Origin of the sequence: Pseudomonas mandelii (genome assembly GCF_006438925.1) — a bacterium.
Classification (GTDB): Bacteria; Pseudomonadota; Gammaproteobacteria; order Pseudomonadales; family Pseudomonadaceae; genus Aquipseudomonas; species Aquipseudomonas mandelii_C.
In genome coordinates, this window is sequence record NZ_RCZA01000008.1 from 307,209 (window position 1) to 328,056 (window position 20,848).

Consider the following 20,848-nt stretch of genomic DNA (forward strand, 5'->3'; position numbering starts at 1 on the left):
TGGAACTCGAATAATGAACAGGATTTTCTCAACCTTCGGTATTTCGCTATGGATAGCGTTGCTGTCGCCGATGGTACTAGCGGCCAACCTCAAAGCGCTGGATGTCGCCGCGCTGCCGGGGGACCGCGTCGAGTTGAAGTTGTCATTCGATGGGCCGCCGCCGCCGCCCCACGGTTACACCACGGAATCGCCTGCACGAATTGCGCTGGATCTTCCCGGCGTCGTCAGTCAGCTAAAAAGCAAAAATCGTGACCTGGGCGGCGGAAATGCCCGCAGCGCCACGGTGGTGGAAGCCAAGGACCGTACGCGACTGATCATCAATCTGACCCAGTTGACGCCGTACAACGCACGGGTCGAAGGCAATACTCTGTTCGTGGTGGTCGGGCAAGGCGCCAACAAAACGGCCTCCAGCCCGGCGTCCAAAACGCCGCGCGCAGCGACTGCAACGCCAGCCCCGGCGAAAGCCTATGCGCCGGTAGGCAAGGCCATTCGGGGTGTGGATTTTCAGCGCGGCACTCAGGGCGAAGGCAATGTGGTCATCGATCTGTCGGATCCTTCCATCGCCCCGGACATTCAGGAGCGCGACGGCAAGATCATCCTCGGTTTCGCCAAGACCCAGTTGCCTGAACCGTTGCGTGTACGTCTGGACGTCAAGGATTTCGCCACGCCGGTGCAGTTCGTCAACGCCAGTGCCACGGGTGATCGGGCCACGATCAGCATTGAACCCGGCGGTGCCTTCGATTATTCGACTTACCAGACCGACAACAAGCTGACCGTCAGCATCCGGCCGATGACCGTCGATGACTTGCAGAAACGCAACACCGAACGCTTCGCCTACACCGGTGAAAAGCTCTCGCTGAATTTCCAGGACATTGATGTGCGTTCGGTGCTGCAACTGATCGCCGATTTTACCAATCTCAATCTGGTGGCCAGCGACACGGTGCAGGGCGGCATCACGCTGCGTTTGCAGAACGTACCGTGGGATCAGGCGCTGGATCTGGTGTTGAAAACCAAGGGCCTGGATAAACGCAAGATCGGCAACGTTTTGCTGGTGGCGCCGGCCGATGAAATCTCCGCCCGCGAGCGCCAGGAACTGGAGTCGCAGAAGCAAATCGCCGACCTGGCACCCCTGCGTCGCGAGTTGTTGCAGGTCAACTACGCCAAAGCTGCCGATATCGCCAAGCTGTTCCAGTCGGTGACCAGTGCCGAGGCGAAAGCCGACGAGCGGGGATCGATCACGGTGGATGAGCGGACCAACAACATCATTGCCTACCAGACTCAGGATCGCCTCGACGAACTGCGCCGTATCGTCGCGCAACTGGATATCCCGGTGCGTCAGGTGATGATCGAGGCGCGCATCGTCGAAGCCAACGTCGACTATGACAAAAGCCTCGGCGTGCGCTGGGGCGGTTCGTTGCAGAACAAGGGCAACTGGAACACCTCGGGCGTCAGCAATAATGGGGCTAATGCTTCTTCGACCATCGGTACACCTGGCAGCACCAGCACCAACTCGCCGTTCGTCGACCTGGGTACCGCCGCCAACACCTCGGGGCTCGGTATCGCCTTCATCACCGACAATGTGCTGCTGGATCTCGAGCTCACGGCCATGGAGAAGACCGGCAACGGCGAAATTGTTTCGCAGCCCAAGGTGGTCACCTCCGACAAGGAAACCGCGAAAATCCTCAAGGGCACGGAGATTCCCTATCAGGAAGCCAGCTCCAGCGGCGCGACCTCAGTGTCGTTCAAGGAGGCCTCGCTGTCGCTGGAGGTGACGCCGCAGATCACTCCGGACAACCGGATCATCATGGAGGTCAAGGTCACCAAGGACGAACCGGACTACCTGAACAAGGTGCAGGATGTGCCGCCGATCAAGAAAAACGAGGTCAATGCCAAGGTCCTGGTCAACGACGGCGAGACCATCGTGATTGGCGGGGTTTTCTCAAATACTCAGAGCAAGGTTGTAGATAAGGTGCCATTTCTCGGTGATGTGCCGTATCTTGGCCGCCTTTTCCGGCGTGACGTGGTTTCGGAGAAAAAATCCGAGCTGCTGGTATTTCTCACTCCGCGTATCATGAATAACCAGGCGATTGCTGTGAGTCATTGATTCTGTGCGAAATTTGATTCTTGTTGGACCGATGGGGGCTGGAAAAAGCACCATCGGCCGGTTGCTGGCCAAAGAGCTGCGCCTGCCGTTCAAAGATTCCGATAAGGAAATTGAATTGCGCACGGGCGCCAATATCCCGTGGATTTTCGATAAGGAAGGCGAACCGGGCTTTCGTGACCGCGAGCAGGCGATGATTGCCGAACTGTGCGGGTGCGACGGCGTGGTGCTGGCGACCGGTGGCGGCGCGGTGATGCGCGAGGCCAATCGCCGGGCGCTTCATGCCGGGGGGCGGGTGGTCTATCTGCATGCGTCTGTCGAGCAGCAGGTGGGCCGCACTTCCCGTGATCGCAATCGACCTCTATTGCGTACTGCCGATCCGGCCAAGACCCTCCGGGATCTGCTGGCGATCCGCGATCCGCTTTATCGGGAAATCGCCGATCTGGTGGTCGAAACCGATGAGCGGCCGCCGCGAATGGTGGTGCTCGATATTCTCGAACGCTTGCAGCAGCTACCTCCCCGTTAAAGCGCGGCGCGAAATGCGCTATCCTCGGCGTCCTGTCATGGTCGCTCAAGGTTGTGGCAGATGGCTACCGAACGGCGTCACACCAGCAGACGCCGTGGACATTCGTTAACTCAAGGCAGGACGCCTGATTCCATCTTCACTGTGGGGACACATGCAGACACTCAAGGTCGATCTAGGCGAGCGCAGCTACCCGATTCATATTGGCGAAGGTTTGTTGGATCAGCCCGAGCTGCTGGCCCCGCATATCCGCGGACGGCAAGTGGCGATCATCTCCAACGAGACCGTTGCACCGCTCTATCTCGAGCGTCTGACCCGCAGCCTCGCACAGTTCTCGGTGGTTTCCGTGGTGCTGCCGGACGGCGAAGCGTTCAAGACCTGGGAAACCCTGCAACTGATTTTCGACGGTCTGCTGACCGCGCGGCACGACCGCCGTACCACGGTCATCGCCCTCGGTGGCGGCGTGATTGGTGACATGGCCGGTTTTGCTGCCGCCTGCTATCAGCGTGGTGTCGATTTCATCCAGGTCCCGACCACGCTGCTGTCGCAAGTCGATTCTTCGGTGGGCGGCAAGACCGGGATCAACCATCCGCTGGGCAAAAACATGGTCGGCGCTTTCTATCAGCCGAATGTGGTGCTGATTGATACCGCTACCCTCAATACCCTGCCGGCCCGCGAACTGTCCGCTGGGCTTGCTGAAGTCATCAAATACGGGCTGATCTGCGACGAACCGTTCCTGACCTGGCTTGAAGACAATGTCGATCGCCTGCGCGCCCTGGACCAGGTCGCCCTGACTTACGCCATCGAGCGCTCTTGCGCGGCCAAGGCTGCGGTGGTGGGTGCCGACGAACGGGAGACCGGTGTTCGCGCCACGCTCAACCTGGGTCACACCTTCGGTCACGCCATCGAAACCCACATGGGCTATGGTGTCTGGCTACATGGTGAGGCGGTCGCTACTGGCACCGTAATGGCCTTGGAAATGTCCGCGCGCCTGGGCTGGATCAGCGAGCAAGAGCGCGATCGCGGCATTCGTCTGTTCCAGCGTGCCGGCCTGCCGGTTATCCCGCCTGAAGAGATGACTGAAGCCGATTTTCTCGAACACATGGCAATTGACAAGAAAGTGATCGACGGTCGTTTGCGCCTGGTGCTGCTGCGCCACATGGGCGAAGCGGTGGTGACCGACGATTATCCGAAAGAGGTTTTACAGGCCACGCTGGGAGCGGATTACCGCGCTCTGGCTCAGCTTAAAGGTTAATAAGATCCCGATGACTAGTTTGCACGCCGACGAGGCTTTCCTCGGCCATTACCAGTTGAGTCATGACCCTTTTTCTCCACGGGTGCCTGGCTTCAAATTCTTCCCGGCCCAGCGCAAACCGGTGCTGGGGCAACTGCATCACCTGGCACGCTACAGTCAGTTGTTGCTGGTCGTCACCGGCCCGCAAGGCAGTGGCAAGACGCTGTTGCGTCAGGCCCTGGTGGCCAGCACCAACAAACAGTCGGTGCAGAGCGTGGTGGTTTCCGCCCGTGGCGCCGGTGATGCGGCCGGCGTGCTGCGTCAGGTCGCTCAGGCGCTGAACGTCGCCCAGCCCGAGGTCGGCGCGATTCTGGCTCAAGTGGTGCAACTTGCGTTGACGGGGCAGGAAGTCTATTTGCTGGTGGATGACGCCGAGCAACTTGACGAGTCCGCGCTGGAAGCCTTGCTGGCCCTGGCTGCCGGTGCACCGGAAGGTCGCCCGCATGTGTTCCTGTTCGGCGAGTCGTCGTTGATTGCTCAACTGGAGGCGCTGAGCCTCGAGGAAGAGCGTTTCCACGTCATCGAATTGCAGCCTTACACCGAAGAAGAAACCCGCGAATATCTGGACCAGCGGCTCGAAGGCGCCGGCCGGGGTATCGAACTTTTCACCGCAGATCAGATCTCTGATATTCACGAAAGCTCCGACGGTTGGCCTGGCACCATCAACCAGGTTGCCCGCGATGCAATGATCGAAGCCATGATTGCCAGCCGCTCAGCGGTGAAGCGTCCAAGTATGGGGTTCAACATGCCGAAGAAACACGTATTGGCGATTTCTGCCGTTGTCGTGGTCGCGGTAGCCGCCGCCTGGTTGATGCCGGGTCGCAGCAAAGCACCGACCACGGGTGCACCTGTCAACGAACAGGCGCAACTGCCGCTTGGCCAGGGCACGCCACAACCAAACAGCGGCGGCGCGCCTGCCGTCGAATTCGCCGGTAACTCGCAGCCGATGCCGTTGCCGCTGGTCGGCAACTCGCAACCGGTCATGCGCGGTCCGCTGGCTGAAGCCGCCGGTGGCATCACCGAAGGCGATGACGGTGTGCCGGTCGAAGGTTCGAGCGCTACACCGCCGACCGTGACCACGACTGCGCCGCCGGCGGGCATTCAGCCTGGCCCTGCGCCAACGCCTGCCGCTAAGCCGGCCCCAGCGCCGACCCAGGTCGCGACCGCCAAGCCAGTCCCGACTGCGCCTGCCGTGAAGCCGGCTCCAGCGCCAGCCAAGCCAGCCGCCGTGGCCACCGCCAAGCCTGCCGAGAAACCAGCCGCCGCTCCCGCGAAAGGCGCCGGTGGCACCTGGTACGCCGGACAACCGACGAGCAACTACGTGGTGCAGATCCTCGGCACCAGCTCTGAAGCGGCCGCGCAATCCTTCGTCAAGGAGCAGGGCGGCGAGTACCGTTATTTCAAGAAAGACCTCAACGGCAAGCCGCTTTACGTCATCACTTACGGTAGCTTCGCCAACCGTGATGCAGCCCTTAGCGCCATCAAGGCCTTGCCAGCGAAGGTTCAGGCTGGTAAACCTTGGCCTCGCACTGTCGCCAGCGTCCAACAGGAACTGGCAACAACTCGCTGAAGATTCGGCGGCCTTACCCAGGCCGCCTCTCCCGGCACCTCAAAATTTCTACAAGCGCATGCCGCCCTTAGGGTCTGTTGGCGCTTGCTGACGACCGCGTTGCGCGCCAACGCGCGCGAGGCTGCGTTGCGGGACTTGCCAAGGGAAGAGCCATTGGCGGCATCCCGCGCCTTGCCTCACGCACGTTGGCATCACAACGCGGTTCGTCAGCAAGCACCAACAGACCCTTGGGCCGCGTGCCTTGTGGTGTCTGCGTCACAGTAGTCTTTGAGTCGTTGCGGTCAAAATTAAAAAAGTTTTGACTAGCACAGCATATCGCTTTAAACCTTTCACAAATGCGACATAGATTTGCGACATTTCGTCGTCAAATTTGTGAGCCTCCGTGTCGGTGTGTACAATGACCTCCCTTTTGCCCCCGCAAAGCTGGCGTACGTTCGGCGCGGATGGTAAGTGGTTGAATTGAAAAGAAATTTGCCTCGACAAGAGGCAGCCTGGTGAGAAAGTGTCTATGAAAGCAGGTCTGTACCAACCAGATGAATTCAAGGATAACTGCGGTTTCGGCCTGATAGCCCATATGCAGGGCGAGCCCAGTCATACCCTTTTGCAAACGGCCATCGAGGCCCTGACCTGCATGACCCACCGCGGTGGGATCAACGCCGACGGCAAGACCGGTGACGGTTGCGGTCTGCTGATTCAGAAGCCGGATGTGTTCCTGCGAGCCATCGCCCAGGAAACCTTCGGCGTCGAACTGCCCAAGCAATATGCGGTGGGCATGGTCTTCTTCAACCAGGACCCGCTCAAAGCCGAAGCCGCTCGCGAGAACATGAACCGCGAGATCCTCGCTGCTGGCCTGACCCTCGTCGGCTGGCGCAAAGTGCCGATCGACACCAGCGTCCTCGGTCGCCTGGCCCTTGAGCGCCTGCCGCAGATCGAACAAGTGTTCATCGCCGGTGATGGCCTGAGCGATCAGGACATGGCCGTCAAGCTGTTCACCTCCCGTCGTCGCTCGTCCGTGGCCAACGCCGCCGACGCCGATCACTACGTCTGCAGCTTTTCGCACAAGACCATCATTTATAAAGGCCTGATGATGCCGGCGGATTTGACCGCCTTCTATCCAGACCTCAGCGACCAGCGCCTGCAAACCTCGATTTGCGTGTTCCACCAGCGCTTCTCCACCAACACCCTGCCGAAATGGCCACTGGCTCAGCCGTTCCGCTTCCTCGCCCACAACGGCGAGATCAACACCATCACCGGTAACCGCAACTGGGCCGTGGCCCGTCGCACCAAGTTCACCAACGATTTGATGGACCTGGAAGAGCTCGGCCCGCTGGTCAACCGCGTCGGTTCCGACTCCTCCAGCATGGACAACATGCTCGAGTTGATGGTCACCGGTGGCATCGACCTGTTCCGTGGCGTGCGGATGATCATTCCGCCTGCGTGGCAGAACGTCGAAACCATGGACCCGGACCTGCGTGCATTCTACGAGTACAACTCGATGCACATGGAACCGTGGGACGGCCCGGCCGGTGTGGTAATGACCGACGGTCGCTACGCGGTGTGCCTGCTCGATCGTAATGGTCTGCGTCCGGCGCGTTGGGTCACCACCAAGAACGGTTTCATCACCCTGGCCTCGGAAATCGGTGTCTGGAACTACCAGCCTGAAGACGTGATCGCCAAGGGCCGTGTTGGCCCGGGTCAGATCTTCGCCGTGGACACTGAAACCGGCCAGATCCTCGACACCGACGCCATCGACAACCGCTTGAAGTCCCGTCATCCGTACAAGCAATGGCTGCGCAAGAATGCCCTGCGCATCCAGGCGACCATGGAAGACAACGACCACGGTTCGGCGTTCTACGACGTCGACCAGCTCAAGCAGTACATGAAGATGTACCAGGTCACGTTTGAAGAACGTGATCAGGTGCTGCGTCCGCTCGGCGAGCAAGGCTACGAAGCCGTCGGCTCGATGGGCGACGATACGCCGATGGCCGTGCTGTCCCAGCGCGTGCGCACGCCGTACGACTATTTCCGCCAGCAGTTCGCGCAGGTTACCAACCCGCCGATCGACCCGCTGCGCGAAGCCATCGTCATGTCGCTGGAGATCTGCCTCGGTGCCGAGCGCAACATCTTCCAGGAGTCGCCGGAACACGCCTCGCGTGTGATCCTCAGCTCGCCGGTCATTTCCCCGGCCAAGTGGCGCTCACTGATGAACCTCGATCGTCCGGGCTTCGAGCGCGCGATCATCGACCTCAACTACGACGAAAGCGTCGGCCTCGAAGCGGCGATCCGCAACGTTGCCGATCAGGCTGAAGAAGCTGTGCGCTCCGGTCGTACCCAGGTCGTGCTGAGTGACCGTCACATTGCCCCGGGCAAGTTGCCGATCCACGCTTCCCTGGCCACCGGCGCGGTGCACCACCGTTTGACCGAAAAAGGCCTGCGTTGCGACTCCAACATCCTCGTGGAAACCGCGACGGCTCGCGATCCGCACCACTTTGCAGTGTTGATCGGTTTCGGCGCCTCGGCGGTCTATCCGTTCCTGGCCTACGAAGTGCTGGGCGACCTGATCCGTACCGGTGAAGTCCTGGGCGACCTCTACGAGGTGTTCAAGAACTACCGCAAAGGCATCACCAAAGGTCTGCTGAAGATCCTGTCGAAGATGGGTATCTCGACCATCACGTCGTACCGCGGTGCGCAGCTGTTTGAAGCCATTGGCCTGGCTGAAGAAGTCTGCGACCTGAGCTTCCGTGGCGTGCCAAGCCGCATCAAAGGTGCGCGTTTCGTCGACATCGAAGCCGAGCAGAAAGCCCTGGCTGCTGAAGCCTGGAGCCCTCGCAAGCCAATCCAGCAGGGCGGTTTGCTGAAGTTCGTCCACGGTGGCGAATATCACGCGTACAACCCGGACGTAGTCAACACCCTGCAAGCCGCTGTGCAGCAGGGCGACTACAGCAAGTTCAAGGAATACACGGCGCTGGTGGACAACCGTCCGGTGTCGATGATTCGCGATATGTTCAAGGTCAAAACCCTGGACACGCCGCTGGACATGAGCGAGATCGAACCGCTGGAATCGGTGCTCAAGCGCTTTGACTCCGCGGGCATCTCCCTCGGCGCCTTGTCGCCGGAAGCTCACGAAGCCCTCGCCGAAGCGATGAACCGCCTCGGTGCGCGTTCCAACTCCGGCGAAGGCGGCGAAGACCCGGCGCGTTACGGCACCATCAAGAGCTCGAAAATCAAACAAGTCGCGACTGGCCGTTTCGGTGTGACCCCGGAGTACCTGGTCAACGCTGAAGTGCTGCAGATCAAAGTCGCTCAGGGCGCCAAGCCCGGCGAAGGTGGTCAACTGCCAGGCGGCAAGGTCAACGGTCTGATCGCCAAGCTGCGTTACGCAGTGCCGGGCGTGACCCTGATCTCGCCTCCACCGCACCACGACATCTATTCGATCGAAGACTTGTCGCAGCTGATTTTCGACCTGAAACAAGTCAACCCGAAGGCGCTGGTCTCGGTGAAGCTGGTTGCGGAAGCAGGCGTCGGCACCATCGCTGCCGGTGTGGCCAAGGCCTACGCGGACTTGATCACCATCTCCGGCTACGACGGTGGCACCGGTGCATCGCCGCTGACCTCGATCAAATACGCGGGCGCTCCTTGGGAGCTCGGCCTGGCCGAAACCCACCAGACCCTGCGCGGCAACGACCTGCGCGGCAAAGTCCGGGTGCAGACCGACGGCGGTCTGAAAACCGGCCTCGACGTGATCAAGGCTGCCATCCTCGGCGCTGAAAGCTTCGGCTTCGGCACCGCGCCAATGATCGCCCTGGGCTGCAAATACCTGCGTATTTGTCACCTGAACAACTGCGCCACCGGCGTCGCGACTCAGAACGAGAAGCTGCGCAAGGATCACTACATCGGCACCGTCGACATGGTGGTGAATTTCTTCACCTACGTCGCCGAAGAAACCCGTGAGTGGCTGGCCAAGCTGGGCGTGCGTTCCCTCGAAGAGCTGATCGGTCGTACCGATCTGCTGGACATCCTCGAAGGCCAGACCGCCAAGCAGCAACACCTGGACCTGACCCCGTTGCTGGGCAGCGATCACATCCCGGCAGACAAACCTCAGTTCTGCCAGGTCGACCGCAACCCACCGTTCGACAAAGGCCTGCTGGCCGAGAAAATGGTCAACATGGCCACCTCGGCCATCAACGACATGAGCGGCGCCGATTTCGCTCTGGATATCTGCAACTGCGACCGTTCGATCGGCGCGCGGATCTCCGGTGAAATTGCTCGCAAACACGGCAACCAAGGTATGGCGAATGCGCCGATCACCTTCCGCTTCAAAGGGACGGCCGGTCAGAGCTTCGGTGTGTGGAACGCCGGCGGCCTGAACATGTACCTGGAAGGCGATGCCAACGACTACGTCGGCAAAGGCATGACCGGCGGCAAACTGGTCATCGTTCCGCCCAAGGGCAGCGTCTACAAGACTCAGGACAGTGCCATCATCGGCAACACCTGCCTGTACGGCGCCACCGGTGGCAAGCTGTTCGCCGCCGGTACCGCGGGCGAGCGTTTCGCGGTACGTAACTCCGGTGCTCACACCGTGGTGGAAGGCACGGGCGATCACTGCTGCGAGTACATGACCGGTGGTTTCGTCTGTGTATTGGGCAAGACCGGTTACAACTTCGGCTCAGGCATGACCGGCGGTTTCGCCTACGTGCTCGACCAGGACAACTCCTTCGTTGACCGGGTCAACCACGAACTGGTGGAAATCCAGCGGATCAGCGGTGAGGCGATGGAAGCCTATCGCAGCCACCTGCAACGCGTGCTGAACGAATACGTCGAGGAAACCGACAGCGAGTGGGGTCGTAACCTCGCTGAAAACCTCGATGACTATCTGCGTCGTTTCTGGCTGGTCAAGCCCAAGGCTGCCAACCTGAAATCGTTGCTTTCCAGCACCCGTGCCAACCCGCAGTGATATGCGCCTGAAGAGTTTGATGAGGTTTTAACAATGGCTGAACGTCTGAATAACGACTTCCAGTTCATCGATGTCGGGCGCAAAGATCCGAAGAAGAAACTGTTGCGTCAACGCAAGAAAGAGTTCGTGGAGATCTACGAACCCTTCAAACCCCAGCATTCGGCCGATCAGGCCCACCGCTGCCTGGGTTGCGGTAACCCGTATTGCGAATGGAAGTGCCCGGTGCACAACTTCATTCCCAACTGGCTGAAGCTGGTGGCCGAGGGCAACATCCTTCAGGCCGCCGAGCTGTCGCACCAGACCAACACCCTGCCGGAAGTGTGCGGCCGGGTGTGCCCGCAGGATCGTCTGTGCGAGGGTGCCTGCACCCTCAACGACGGTTTCGGCGCGGTGACCATCGGTTCGGTCGAGAAGTACATTACCGACACCGCGTTCGCCATGGGCTGGCGCCCGGACATGTCCAAGGTCATACCGACCGGCAAGCGTGTTGCGGTGATCGGCGCAGGCCCGGCAGGTTTGGGCTGTGCCGACGTGCTGGTACGCGGCGGCGTGACCCCGGTGGTGTTCGACAAGAACCCGGAAATCGGGGGGCTGCTGACCTTCGGCATCCCCGAGTTCAAGCTGGAAAAGACCGTGCTGAGCAATCGTCGCGAAGTCTTCACCGGCATGGGCATCGAGTTCCGTCTGAACACTGAAGTGGGCAAGGACGTGACCGTCGAGCAACTGCTCGAAGAGTACGATGCCGTGTTCATGGGCATGGGCACCTACACCTACATGAAGGGCGGCTTTGCCGGTGAGGATTTGCCGGGCGTGCACGACGCGCTCGACTTCCTGATCGCTAACGTCAATCGCAACCTGGGCTTTGAAAAGTCGCCGGAAGATTTCGTCGACATGAAAGGCAAGAAGGTGGTTGTACTGGGCGGCGGCGACACGGCGATGGACTGCAACCGTACGTCGATTCGCCAGGGCGCCAAGTCGGTGACCTGTGCTTATCGTCGTGACGAAGCGAACATGCCGGGCTCGCGCAAAGAGGTGAAGAACGCCAAGGAAGAAGGGGTGAAATTCCTCTACAACCGCCAGCCAATCGCGATCGTCGGTGAAGACCGCGTCGAAGGCGTGAAGGTGGTCGAGACCCGTCTCGGCGAACCGGACGCCCGTGGCCGTCGCAGCCCCGAGCCGATCCCGGGTTCCGAAGAGATCATCCCGGCTGATGCCGTGGTCATCGCGTTCGGTTTCCGTCCAAGCCCTGCGTCGTGGTTCGAACAGCACAGCATCCAGACCGACAGCCAGGGCCGCGTTGTGGCCCCGGAACAAGGTCAGTACAAGCACCAGACCAGCAACCCGAAAATCTTCGCCGGTGGCGACATGGTTCGCGGTTCCGACCTGGTGGTAACGGCGATCTTCGAAGGCCGCAACGCCGCCGAAGGGATCCTGGATTACCTGGGCGTTTAACGTTCGGTCCTGATCTGCGGTACGGTCAACATGTGGCAGCGGGCTTGTTCTGTACGAACAAGCCCCCTCCTGCAATTGATCATCAGCGACGGCGGGTTTTCACCCGTTGCATCACCACCACAAAAAACACCGGTACAAACACCACCGCCAGCGTCGCGGTGATCATCCCGCCGATCACGCCCGTGCCGATGGCCTGTTGGCTCGCGGAACTGGCGCCCGTGGCAATTGCCAGCGGCACCACACCAAGAATGAACGCCAGCGACGTCATCACAATCGGCCGCAACCGCAACCGCGCGGCTTGCAGCGTGGCGTCGATCAAATCGTGACCTTCGTCATAGAGACTCTTGGCAAATTCGATGATCAGAATCGCATTCTTCGCCGACAGGCCAATGATGGTGATCAATCCGACCTTGAAGAATACGTCGTTGGGCATCTCGCGCAAGGTGACCGCCAGGACCGCGCCGAGCACGCCAAGAGGCACGACCAACAGCACCGAGGTTGGAATCGACCAACTCTCGTACAACGCCGCCAGACACAGGAACACCACCAGCAGCGACAAGCCGAGCAGAATCGGCGCCTGGTTGCCGGACAAGCGCTCTTGCAACGATAGCCCAGTCCATTCCTGCCCCAATCCCGCCGGCCCTTGCGCCACCAGACGTTCGATTTCCGCCATGGCTTCACCCGTGCTGTAGCCGGGGGCCGGTTCGCCGGAAATGCTGATCGACGGGTAGCCGTTGTAACGGTTCAATTGCGCCGGTCCTTGAATCCATTTGGCCTGGACGAAGGCTGAAAGCGGCACCATTTTTCCCTCGTTGTTGCGCACGTGCATTTTCAGCAGATCATCGACCTGCTCGCGCTGCTCGCCCTCAGCCTGGACCACCACCCGTTGCATCCGCCCCTGATTGGGGAAGTCATTGATGTAGGCCGAACCGATGCCCGTGGACACCACGTTGCCAATATCGGCGAAAGACACGCCCAGCGCATTGGCGTGCCGGCGGTCGATATCCAGTTTTACCTGCGGCGCTTCGGCCAAGGCGCTTTCGCGGACGTTGATCAGGATCGGGCTGGCTTGTGCGGCTTCCAGCAAATCGCTGCGCGCCTTCATCAGCGTGGCATAGCCAAGCCCGCCACGGTCCTGCAAGCGGAATTCGAAACCGCTGGACGTGCCGAGACCGTCAATCGGCGGCGGCAGAACAACGAACACTTCTGCCCCTTTGATCTGGCTCACAACCGCATTCGCGCGATCGGCGATGGCTAACGCCGTGTCATTGCTGCCCCGCTGCGACCAATCCCTGAGCACGGTGTAACCCAACCCGGCGTTCTGTCCGCTGCCGGAAAAACTGAAACCGAGAACGAACGTGCTGTTATCCACACCCGGCTCGGTGGCGTTATGCGCTTCGATCTGCTTGATGACCTCGACCGTACGATTTTGGCTCGCCCCGGGGGGCAATTGAATGTCGGTGATCGTGTAGCCCATGTCTTCGACCGGAAGAAATGAGGAGGGCAGGCGACTGAACGTCACCACCAGCACAATCAGCAGCCCGCCATAGATGAACAGATAACGCCCGCTGCGTTTCAACGCATAAGCGACCCCGTCCTGATAGCGGTCGGTCAGTTGTTCGAATCGGCGGTTGAACCATCCGAAGAACCCGCGGGAAGCGTGGTCACCCGGTTCAAAGGGCTTCAGCAGCGTGGCGCACAGCGCCGGGGTCAAGGTCAGGGCAAGGAATGCCGAAAACAGAATCGAGGTGGCCATGGTCAGGGAGAACTGCTGGTAAATGACGCCAACCGAGCCTTGCATGAACGCCATCGGGATAAACACGGCAACCAGCACCACGGTAATACCGACGATGGCGCCGCTGATTTGCTTCATTGCCTTGCGCGTTGCCTCCTTGGGCGAGAGCCGCTCCTGGAGCATGATTCGTTCGACGTTCTCCACCACCACGATGGCGTCATCCACCAGGATGCCGATCGACAACACCATGCCAAACATGGTCAGCACATTGATGGAGAATCCCAGCACCTGCATGATCGCAAAAGTGCCCATCAACGCCACCGGCACCACCAACGTCGGAATCAACGTATAGCGGATGTTTTGCAGGAAAAGGTACATCACCGCAAACACCAGCACCATCGCCTCGAGCAATGTGTAAACCACTTTGGTGATCGAGACTTTGACGAAGGGCGAGGTGTCATACGCAATCTGGTACTTCATGTCCGCCGGGAAATAACGCGTTAATTCATCCATCTTCGCGCGCACCAGTGTAGCCGTGCTCAAGGCGTTGCCGCCGGGCGTCAGTTGCACGCCCAGTTCGCTGGACGGCTGGCCATTCAGGCGCGTGCCGAACTGGTATTCCTGGCTGCCGATTTCGACCCGGGCGACATCGCCCAGACGCACGACGGCGCCATTGGTCTCGGCGCGCAGCACGATGTCGGCGAACGCTTCGGGGCTGGACAATTGGCCTTCAACGAGGACCGTCGCGGTGATTTCCTGGCTGCTGCTCACCGGTAATTCCCCGAGGCTGCCGGCCGCTATCAGCGCGTTTTGCGCGACGATCGCAGCGTTGACGTCAGCCGGTGTCAGGTTGAAAGCGATGAGTTTCTGCGGGTCGACCCAAATGCGCATGGCTCGCTCGGAGCCGAACATCTGGACCTTGCCGACACCGTCCAGCCGCTTGATTTCGTTGACCACATTGCGCGCCAGGTAATCGCTGAGGGCGACGTTGTCGACATCCGCGCTGGTGCCGATCAGAGAGATGAACAACAGGAAACCGGTGGAGACTTTCTCCACGCGCAACCCTTGTTCTATCACCGCTTGGGGAAGGCGCGACTCGATGACTTTGAGGCGATTGAGTACGTCGACCTGCGCAAGCTCGGGATTGGTGCCGGGTTTGAAGGTCGAGGTGATCGTGGCGGAGCCCTGGCTGCTGCGCGATTCAAAATACAGAAGATGATCAGCGCCGCTGAGCTCTTCCTCGATCAGGCTGACGACACTTTGATCCATCGCCTGCGCCGAAGCCCCAGGATAGGTGGCGACAACTTCGATTTTCGGCGGGGCAATGTTGGGGTATTGCGCCACTGGCAACTGCGGTATCGCCAGTGCTCCGGCGAGCAAGATGAACAGCGCAATCACCCAGGCGAACACCGGACGGTCGATAAAGAACTGCGGCATAAAAAAGCGTCCTGCTTACTGACCAGTCGCCTGGGCAAGTGGAAGAGGGGAGTTGTCGATCTCGACTTTTTCGCCGGGACGAGCATGTTGCAGACCTTCGACGATTATGCGATCGCCTGATTTGAGGCCATCAGTGACGACCCATCGGTGATGATTCACCGCACCCAGTTGCACCGTTTTCAGGCTCACGCGCAGCTCGTCATCGACCAGCATTACTTGGGGTAATCCCGCGCTGTTGCGCACGATGGCGCGCTGCGGGACGCTGATGCCGCGTTGATCGATAGCCTGCTCCAGCCGCACCCGCACGAAACTGCCGGGCAGCAAGTCGAGGTCGGGGTTGGGAAACTCGCTGCGCAGGATGATCTGGCCAGTGCCGGGGTCGACGGTGATGTCGCTGAAAAGCAGCTTGCCGGGCAACGGATAGAGGCTGCCATCGTCCTGAATCAGCGTGGCTTTGGCTTGGTCCTGACCAAGTTGTTGTACTTGGCCGGAGCGGAACGAACGGCGTAGTTCGTTGAGCTCACGGGTTGATTGAGTCAGGTCGACGTGGATCGGGTCCAGTTGCTGAATCAGCGCAAGCGGTGTCGATTCGTTCTGTCCGACCAGGGCGCCTTCGGTGACGAGGGCTCGCCCGATGCGCCCGGAGATGGGCGCGGTCACGGTGGAATAACTCAAGCTAAGGCGCGCGCGTTGCACCATCGCCTGATTGGCCGCGACGTCAGCCTCGGCCTGCTGAGCCGCCGCGCGCGTGTTGTCATACTCCTGGGCGCTGATCGCATTGCCCGGGATCAATCGGCGGTAGCGCTGTTCTTGCAGGCGCGCGCGCGTCGCATCGGCCTGCGCTCTTTTCAGCCCGGCCACGGCACTGTCCAGATTGGCCTGAAGGGGCGCAGGGTCGATGTAAAACAGAACGTCACCCTGTTTCACTTCACTGCCTTGCTCGAACACACTTTTGAGCACTACCCCAGCCACGCGGGCGCGTACTTCGGCGATTCGCGGTGCCGCAACCCGCCCACTCAATTCGCTGCTGACGGAAAGGGGCCTGGCTTCCAGGGTTTCGATGTTGAGCTTTACAGGGGCGGATTCCGGCGTGTCGGATGCCTGAGTACAACCGCTGACAATAATGGTCAGTACCAGTGAACCTGACGCGAAATGCAGTTTTCTATACATCGACACCCCTCCTTAAAGAGGCGCGGATGCTAGGAAGGGACGGTTAATTCGCTGTTAAGCGGGGCTTGGAAGAGTGCGAGCAGATGTGACGAGCCCTCAATAACACGTCTGTTTGCGCCTCCGGCAAGGGTTCAGGAGGCGTGGCGTCGCGTTTGACTGGCGCGACAAATTGACCCGATAGACAAAAGGCTGACCTGCAACCGTGCCTTTTGCGTCGCGCTCTGAGAAAATGCCCGCACTTTTTTTCCGGATGCCGACATGACTGCCCTGAAGAACGACCGTTTCCTTCGCGCCCTGCTCAAGCAACCCGTAGACGTCACGCCTGTCTGGATGATGCGTCAGGCCGGCCGCTACCTGCCGGAATACCGCGCCAGTCGTGCCAAGGCCGGTGACTTCATGAGCTTGTGCATGAACCCGGAGTTCGCTTGCGAAGTCACGATGCAGCCGCTCGACCGCTATCCGCAACTGGACGCGGCGATCCTGTTCTCCGACATCCTGACCATTCCCGATGCCATGGGCCAAGGCCTGTACTTCGAAACCGGTGAAGGTCCGCGCTTCAAGAAAGTCATCAGCACGATGGCTGACATCGAAGCGCTGCCGATTCCTGATCCGCACAAAGACCTCGGCTACGTCATGGACGCGGTCAGCACCATCCGCCGCGAACTGAACGGCCGCGTGCCGCTGATCGGCTTCGCCGGCAGCCCATGGACCCTGGCCACCTACATGGTCGAAGGCGGCTCGTCGAAAGACTACCGCAAGACCAAAACCATGCTCTACGACAACCCGCAAGCCTTGCACCTGCTGCTGGACAAGCTCGCGCAGACGGTCACCAGCTACCTCAACGGCCAGATCATGGCCGGGGCGCAAGCGGTGCAGATCTTCGATAGTTGGGGCGGCAGCCTTTCGGCGGCGGCGTACCAGGAGTTCTCCCTGGCCTACATGCGCAAAATCGTCAGCGGCCTGATCCGCGAACATGAAGGCCGCAAGGTGCCAGTCATTCTGTTCACCAAGAACGGCGGCCTGTGGCTGGAAAGCATCGCCGACGCGGGCGCTGATGCATTGGGCCTGGACTGGACCTGCGACATTGGCGAAGCCCGCCAGCGTGTCGGCAACAAAGTCGCCCTGCAAGGCAACATGGACCCGACCGTGCTGTACGCCAAGCCAGAAGCCATTCGCACCGAAGTCGGCCGCATCCTCGCCAGCTACGGCAAGGGCAGCGGCCACGTGTTCAACCTCGGCCATGGCATCACGCCTGAAGTCGACCCGGAACACGCTGGCGCCTTCCTGCGCGCGGTGCATGAACTGTCGGCGCAGTATCACGAGTGATCGTGACGGGTTAACAGACACCCGGCTTTAATGTGGGAGCGAGCCTGCTCGCGATGAGGCCATAACATTCAACATCTAAGTTGGCTGTTATGCCGCCATCGCGAGCAGGCTCGCTCCCACAGTTGTTTATGGTTGCCTGGATATTTGTGTTTAAGCCTTTACACCGCCGAGCGGTGGCAACTTCGCCAGTTTCAACGCCACCAGCAACGCAATCACCAGCAACCCGCCAATGAACAACCCGATTCCGTTCCACCCGCCCATGTGCCAGAACACCCCGCCCGCCGTCCCGGCGATGCTCGACCCTGCGTAGTAGCTGAACAAGTACAGCGACGACGCCTGCCCCTTGGCCTTGACCGCCCGACGCCCAATCCAGCTACTCGCCACCGAATGGGCGCCGAAGAAACCGAAAGTGAAGATCAACATACCAATGATCACCACCGGCAGCGGCGTGAGCATGGTCAGGGCGAGGCCGGCGATCATCAGCACGATGGTTGCCCACAACACTTTGCGCCGGCCTAGTTTGTCGGCCAACGAGCCGATTTTCGCTGAGCTGTAAATACCCGACAGATACACCACCGAGAGCAGCCCGACGAAGGCCTGATCCATGTGGTACGGTTCGGCCAGCAGGCGATAGCCGATGTAATTGAACAGCGTGACGAACGCGCCCATCAGCACAAAAGCTTCGAGGAACAGCAGCGGCAGGCCGGCGTCGCGAAACTGCATGGTAAAGCCGTCAATCAAGCTGCGCGGGTGTAACGAGCGGGCGCGGAAGTTGCGCGACTCGGGGAGGATTTTCCAGAACACCGTCGCGGCAATTAGCGCCAGGCCGCCAATCACCAGCATTGCCGTGTGCCAGCTGACGAAGTCGATCAACACACCAGTGATCAAGCGTCCGCACATCCCGCCAATCGCGTTGCCGCCGATATACAAGCCCATCGCGAGACCAATGTGCTGCGGGTGGATCTCTTCGCTCAGGTAAGTCATGGCGACCGCTGCCAAGCCGCTTAAAGACAACCCGATCAGCGCGCGCATGATCAATACGCCTTCCCAGCTCGGCATCATGGAACTGGCGATTGTGCAGAGCGCGGCGGCGAACAACGCGGCGACCATCACCGGTTTACGCCCGACGCGATCAGAGATCGGTCCGGTGATCAGCAGGCCAATGGCGAGCATACCAGTGGCTACCGACAGGATCAGGCTGCTCTGGGCGGCGTTGATGGAGTACTCATGGGACAGCAGCGGCATCATCGGTTGCACGCAATAAAGCAGAGCGAAGGTCGCAAAACCGCCGGAGAACAGCGCCAGCACCGTGCGCATGAACATCGGCGTGCCTTTTTCGATGTAGATCTCCTTCAGTTCGGCGACAACATCGTCCACCGCTGCGGGCGGAACTTCATGGGCAAGTGGAGCGACAGCAGTTTTCACTTCGGACCTCGGAGGACGCAGCCGGTCAGGCAATGAAAAAAGCATATAGCTGCCTAATGATTCAATCCAATATATTGTTCGACCTGTTTGATAGGTTTGACGACCTAATGGAGTTTTCATGGAATTGCGTCACCTGCGCTACTTCATCGCCGTCGCCGAAGAACTGCATTTCGGCCGCGCCGCCCAGGTGCTGGGCATCTCGCAACCACCGCTGAGCCAGCAGATTCAGGCGCTGGAGCAAGAGGTAGGTGCGCGGTTGTTCGAGCGGACCAATCGTCGGGTCGAACTGAGTGAAGCCGGCCGTCTGTTTCTGGAAGAGGCGCGGTTGGTGCTGGCGCAGGTCGACAAAGCGGCAGACGTGGCACGGCGGGCGCAGTTGGGTGAGCTGGGCGAACTGAAGATTGGCTTCACCTCGTCGGCGCCGTTCAACTCAACGATCCCTCAGGCGATTTTTTCGTTTCGCCAGCGATTTCCGGCGGTGCACCTGAACCTGCGGGAGATGAGCAGCACCCAGGTCGCCGAAGCGTTGGTGGATGAGTCGATTGAAGTCGGGATCATGCGGCCGCTTGGGTTGCCAGACTCGCTCAGCGTGGTGGAGCTGATGCGTGAGCCGCTGGTGGCGGTGCTCAGCTCCAAGCATCCATTGGTGAACGATAGTGAGGAAGGCTTGTTTCTGTCAGCCCTGGCCCTCGAACCCTTCGTGTTTTTCCCACGCAGCTATGGCAGTGGTCTGTACGCACAATTGCTCAGCCTGGCCCGGGATGCCGGTTTCAGTCCGCACTTTGCCCAGGAGGCGGGCGAGGCGATGACGATCATTGGTCTGGTGGCGGCGGGGTTGGGTGTTTCGGTGCTGCCGGCGTCTTATCAGCGGATGCGCATCGAAGGGGTGGTCTATCGGCCTCTGCTCGATCCAGAGGCGGTGTCGGCGGTGTGGCTGGTGCAGCGCAAGGACCAGAAGTCGCCGATGGCCAAGGCGTTTGTGGAGTTGTTGACGCGTAAGGTTGAGCCGCTGAAGACGTGACTGCTTCGCAGTCATTCGCGAGCAGGCTCGCTCCCACAGTGGATGGGTGGTGGAACAAAAATCGGTTCACACCGCAAATCCCTGTGGGAGCGAGCCTGCTCGCGAAAGCGTCCGCAAGTCCACCAAAAAAGGTGCAGTTGCCTATGCCTTGGCGGACGCTTCGCTGAAGGGTGTAAGACATTTCCGAACTACCTTGAACAGGCCACAGCGCCTTGCGGCATTGCCTACAACTACTCCAGAATCCGCCGGCTTGTGCGTCTTGGGGGCCATCGGTAACTTCGTTCGCATCACTGATTCCCAGTGATCGGGTTTAGTAGCCCGTGTTTACACGATGCGTATTTGCATGCCGGACAGTCAGGTAATTTCATGCCTGCACGTTGATGGTAGCTGTGCGTAGGGCGCTCTCGGGCGCGCCGGTTCGTGTTTCCCGGTCTACTAACCTGCGTACGGCTGCCACCCTTTTGATTAGTAGCGACTCGGTGGCTCCACTTTGTAGGTAGCCGAAACATGACGAATACAACAACAAACCTACCGGACACCGATCCGGATGCCCCACGCCAACCAAGCAAAATCTTCCTCATCGCCCCCGATATCGACAACCACACCCTGCTGGAATACGCCTGTGAATCCCTGGCATCAGCCAACGTCATGGCGAGCGATTTCGCGAGGTATCTGCAAGGATCGCAAAGCAACACACTCCTGGGTATTCAACAGTCGATAATGCTGGGGGAGCTGGCGGTGAACCGGGTGCTGGATAACCTCGACCTGGCTTAGTGAATACCTTGAAAATCAAAAGATCGCAGCCTTCGGCAGCTCCTACAGGTGTACACGCTCTCCTGT

At 60.1% G+C, this 20,848-nt stretch carries 12 protein-coding genes; 9 read left to right on the forward strand and 3 right to left on the reverse strand.

Annotated elements, in window-relative coordinates; all coding sequences use genetic code 11:
* The first annotated feature begins 13 nt into the window (after positions 1-13).
* From pilQ to EAH74_RS20365, 6 genes are all read left to right on the forward strand, one after another.
* Positions 14-2,104: a type IV pilus secretin PilQ gene (pilQ, locus tag EAH74_RS20335; RefSeq protein ID WP_140680665.1), complete on the forward strand. Its 2,091-nt coding sequence runs from the start codon at positions 14-16 to the stop codon at positions 2,102-2,104.
* A gap of 4 nt (positions 2,105-2,108) precedes the next feature.
* A complete protein-coding gene (aroK, locus tag EAH74_RS20340) occupies positions 2,109-2,627 on the forward strand; it encodes a shikimate kinase AroK (protein ID WP_010464421.1) in 519 nt (172 codons plus the stop codon).
* A 151-nt stretch (positions 2,628-2,778) separates the two neighbouring features.
* On the forward strand, positions 2,779-3,879 hold the full coding sequence (gene aroB, locus EAH74_RS20345) for a 3-dehydroquinate synthase (protein ID WP_140680667.1): 1,101 nt from the start codon (positions 2,779-2,781) through the stop codon (positions 3,877-3,879).
* A gap of 10 nt (positions 3,880-3,889) precedes the next feature.
* The gene (locus EAH74_RS20350; protein WP_140680669.1) at positions 3,890-5,488 is read left to right on the forward strand and encodes an AAA family ATPase; all 1,599 of its coding nucleotides are present in this window, start codon (positions 3,890-3,892) and stop codon (positions 5,486-5,488) included.
* Between the two features lie 508 nt (positions 5,489-5,996).
* Positions 5,997-10,442: a glutamate synthase large subunit gene (gene gltB / locus EAH74_RS20360; protein WP_140680671.1), complete on the forward strand. Its 4,446-nt coding sequence runs from the start codon at positions 5,997-5,999 to the stop codon at positions 10,440-10,442.
* A gap of 33 nt (positions 10,443-10,475) precedes the next feature.
* The gene (locus tag EAH74_RS20365; RefSeq protein WP_008149580.1) at positions 10,476-11,894 is read left to right on the forward strand and encodes an FAD-dependent oxidoreductase; all 1,419 of its coding nucleotides are present in this window, start codon (positions 10,476-10,478) and stop codon (positions 11,892-11,894) included.
* 82 nt (positions 11,895-11,976) lie between these two features.
* On the opposite strand, the gene EAH74_RS20370 is transcribed toward EAH74_RS20365, so the two are convergent.
* Both EAH74_RS20370 and EAH74_RS20375 read right to left on the reverse strand, forming a co-directional pair.
* The gene (locus EAH74_RS20370) at positions 11,977-15,066 is read right to left on the reverse strand and encodes an efflux RND transporter permease subunit (RefSeq protein ID WP_140680673.1); all 3,090 of its coding nucleotides are present in this window, start codon (positions 15,064-15,066) and stop codon (positions 11,977-11,979) included.
* Between the two features lie 15 nt (positions 15,067-15,081).
* On the reverse strand, positions 15,082-16,236 hold the full coding sequence (locus tag EAH74_RS20375) for an efflux RND transporter periplasmic adaptor subunit (RefSeq protein ID WP_140680675.1): 1,155 nt from the start codon (positions 16,234-16,236) through the stop codon (positions 15,082-15,084).
* Positions 16,237-16,494: 258 nt separating this feature from the next.
* On the opposite strand from EAH74_RS20375, the gene hemE reads away from it, so the two are divergent.
* Positions 16,495-17,562 carry a uroporphyrinogen decarboxylase gene (hemE, locus tag EAH74_RS20380; RefSeq protein ID WP_140680677.1) on the forward strand — a complete coding sequence of 356 codons (1,068 nt, stop codon included), beginning with the start codon at positions 16,495-16,497 and terminating at the stop codon, positions 17,560-17,562.
* A 150-nt stretch (positions 17,563-17,712) separates the two neighbouring features.
* Here the strand turns inward: hemE and EAH74_RS20390 are convergent, their stop codons facing one another.
* The gene (locus tag EAH74_RS20390; protein ID WP_430539791.1) at positions 17,713-18,939 is read right to left on the reverse strand and encodes an MFS transporter; all 1,227 of its coding nucleotides are present in this window, start codon (positions 18,937-18,939) and stop codon (positions 17,713-17,715) included.
* Positions 18,940-19,105: 166 nt separating this feature from the next.
* Here EAH74_RS20390 and EAH74_RS20395 point away from each other — a divergent pair, with 166 nt between their 5' ends.
* Both EAH74_RS20395 and EAH74_RS20400 read left to right on the forward strand, forming a co-directional pair.
* Complete coding sequence (locus tag EAH74_RS20395) at positions 19,106-20,008, forward strand: LysR family transcriptional regulator (protein WP_140680683.1); 903 nt, start codon at positions 19,106-19,108, stop codon at positions 20,006-20,008.
* Positions 20,009-20,515: 507 nt separating this feature from the next.
* The gene (locus EAH74_RS20400; protein ID WP_140680685.1) at positions 20,516-20,782 is read left to right on the forward strand and encodes a DUF6124 family protein; all 267 of its coding nucleotides are present in this window, start codon (positions 20,516-20,518) and stop codon (positions 20,780-20,782) included.
* Positions 20,783-20,848 lie beyond the last annotated feature (66 nt).

What these genes read in the sequence shown, in the direction of transcription:
- gltB (WP_140680671.1), top strand. Translation starts at nt 5,997, where the DNA reads ATGAAAGCAGGTCTGTACCAACCAGATGAATTCAAGGATAACTGCGGT.
- hemE (WP_140680677.1), top strand. Translation starts at nt 16,495, where the DNA reads ATGACTGCCCTGAAGAACGACCGTTTCCTTCGCGCCCTGCTCAAGCAA.
- EAH74_RS20350 (WP_140680669.1), top strand. Translation starts at nt 3,890, where the DNA reads ATGACTAGTTTGCACGCCGACGAGGCTTTCCTCGGCCATTACCAGTTG.
- EAH74_RS20375 (WP_140680675.1), bottom strand. Translation starts at nt 16,236, where the DNA reads ATGTATAGAAAACTGCATTTCGCGTCAGGTTCACTGGTACTGACCATT.
- EAH74_RS20370 (WP_140680673.1), bottom strand. Translation starts at nt 15,066, where the DNA reads ATGCCGCAGTTCTTTATCGACCGTCCGGTGTTCGCCTGGGTGATTGCG.
- EAH74_RS20400 (WP_140680685.1), top strand. Translation starts at nt 20,516, where the DNA reads ATGACGAATACAACAACAAACCTACCGGACACCGATCCGGATGCCCCA.
- EAH74_RS20395 (WP_140680683.1), top strand. Translation starts at nt 19,106, where the DNA reads ATGGAATTGCGTCACCTGCGCTACTTCATCGCCGTCGCCGAAGAACTG.
- EAH74_RS20365 (WP_008149580.1), top strand. Translation starts at nt 10,476, where the DNA reads ATGGCTGAACGTCTGAATAACGACTTCCAGTTCATCGATGTCGGGCGC.
- aroB (WP_140680667.1), top strand. Translation starts at nt 2,779, where the DNA reads ATGCAGACACTCAAGGTCGATCTAGGCGAGCGCAGCTACCCGATTCAT.
- pilQ (WP_140680665.1), top strand. Translation starts at nt 14, where the DNA reads ATGAACAGGATTTTCTCAACCTTCGGTATTTCGCTATGGATAGCGTTG.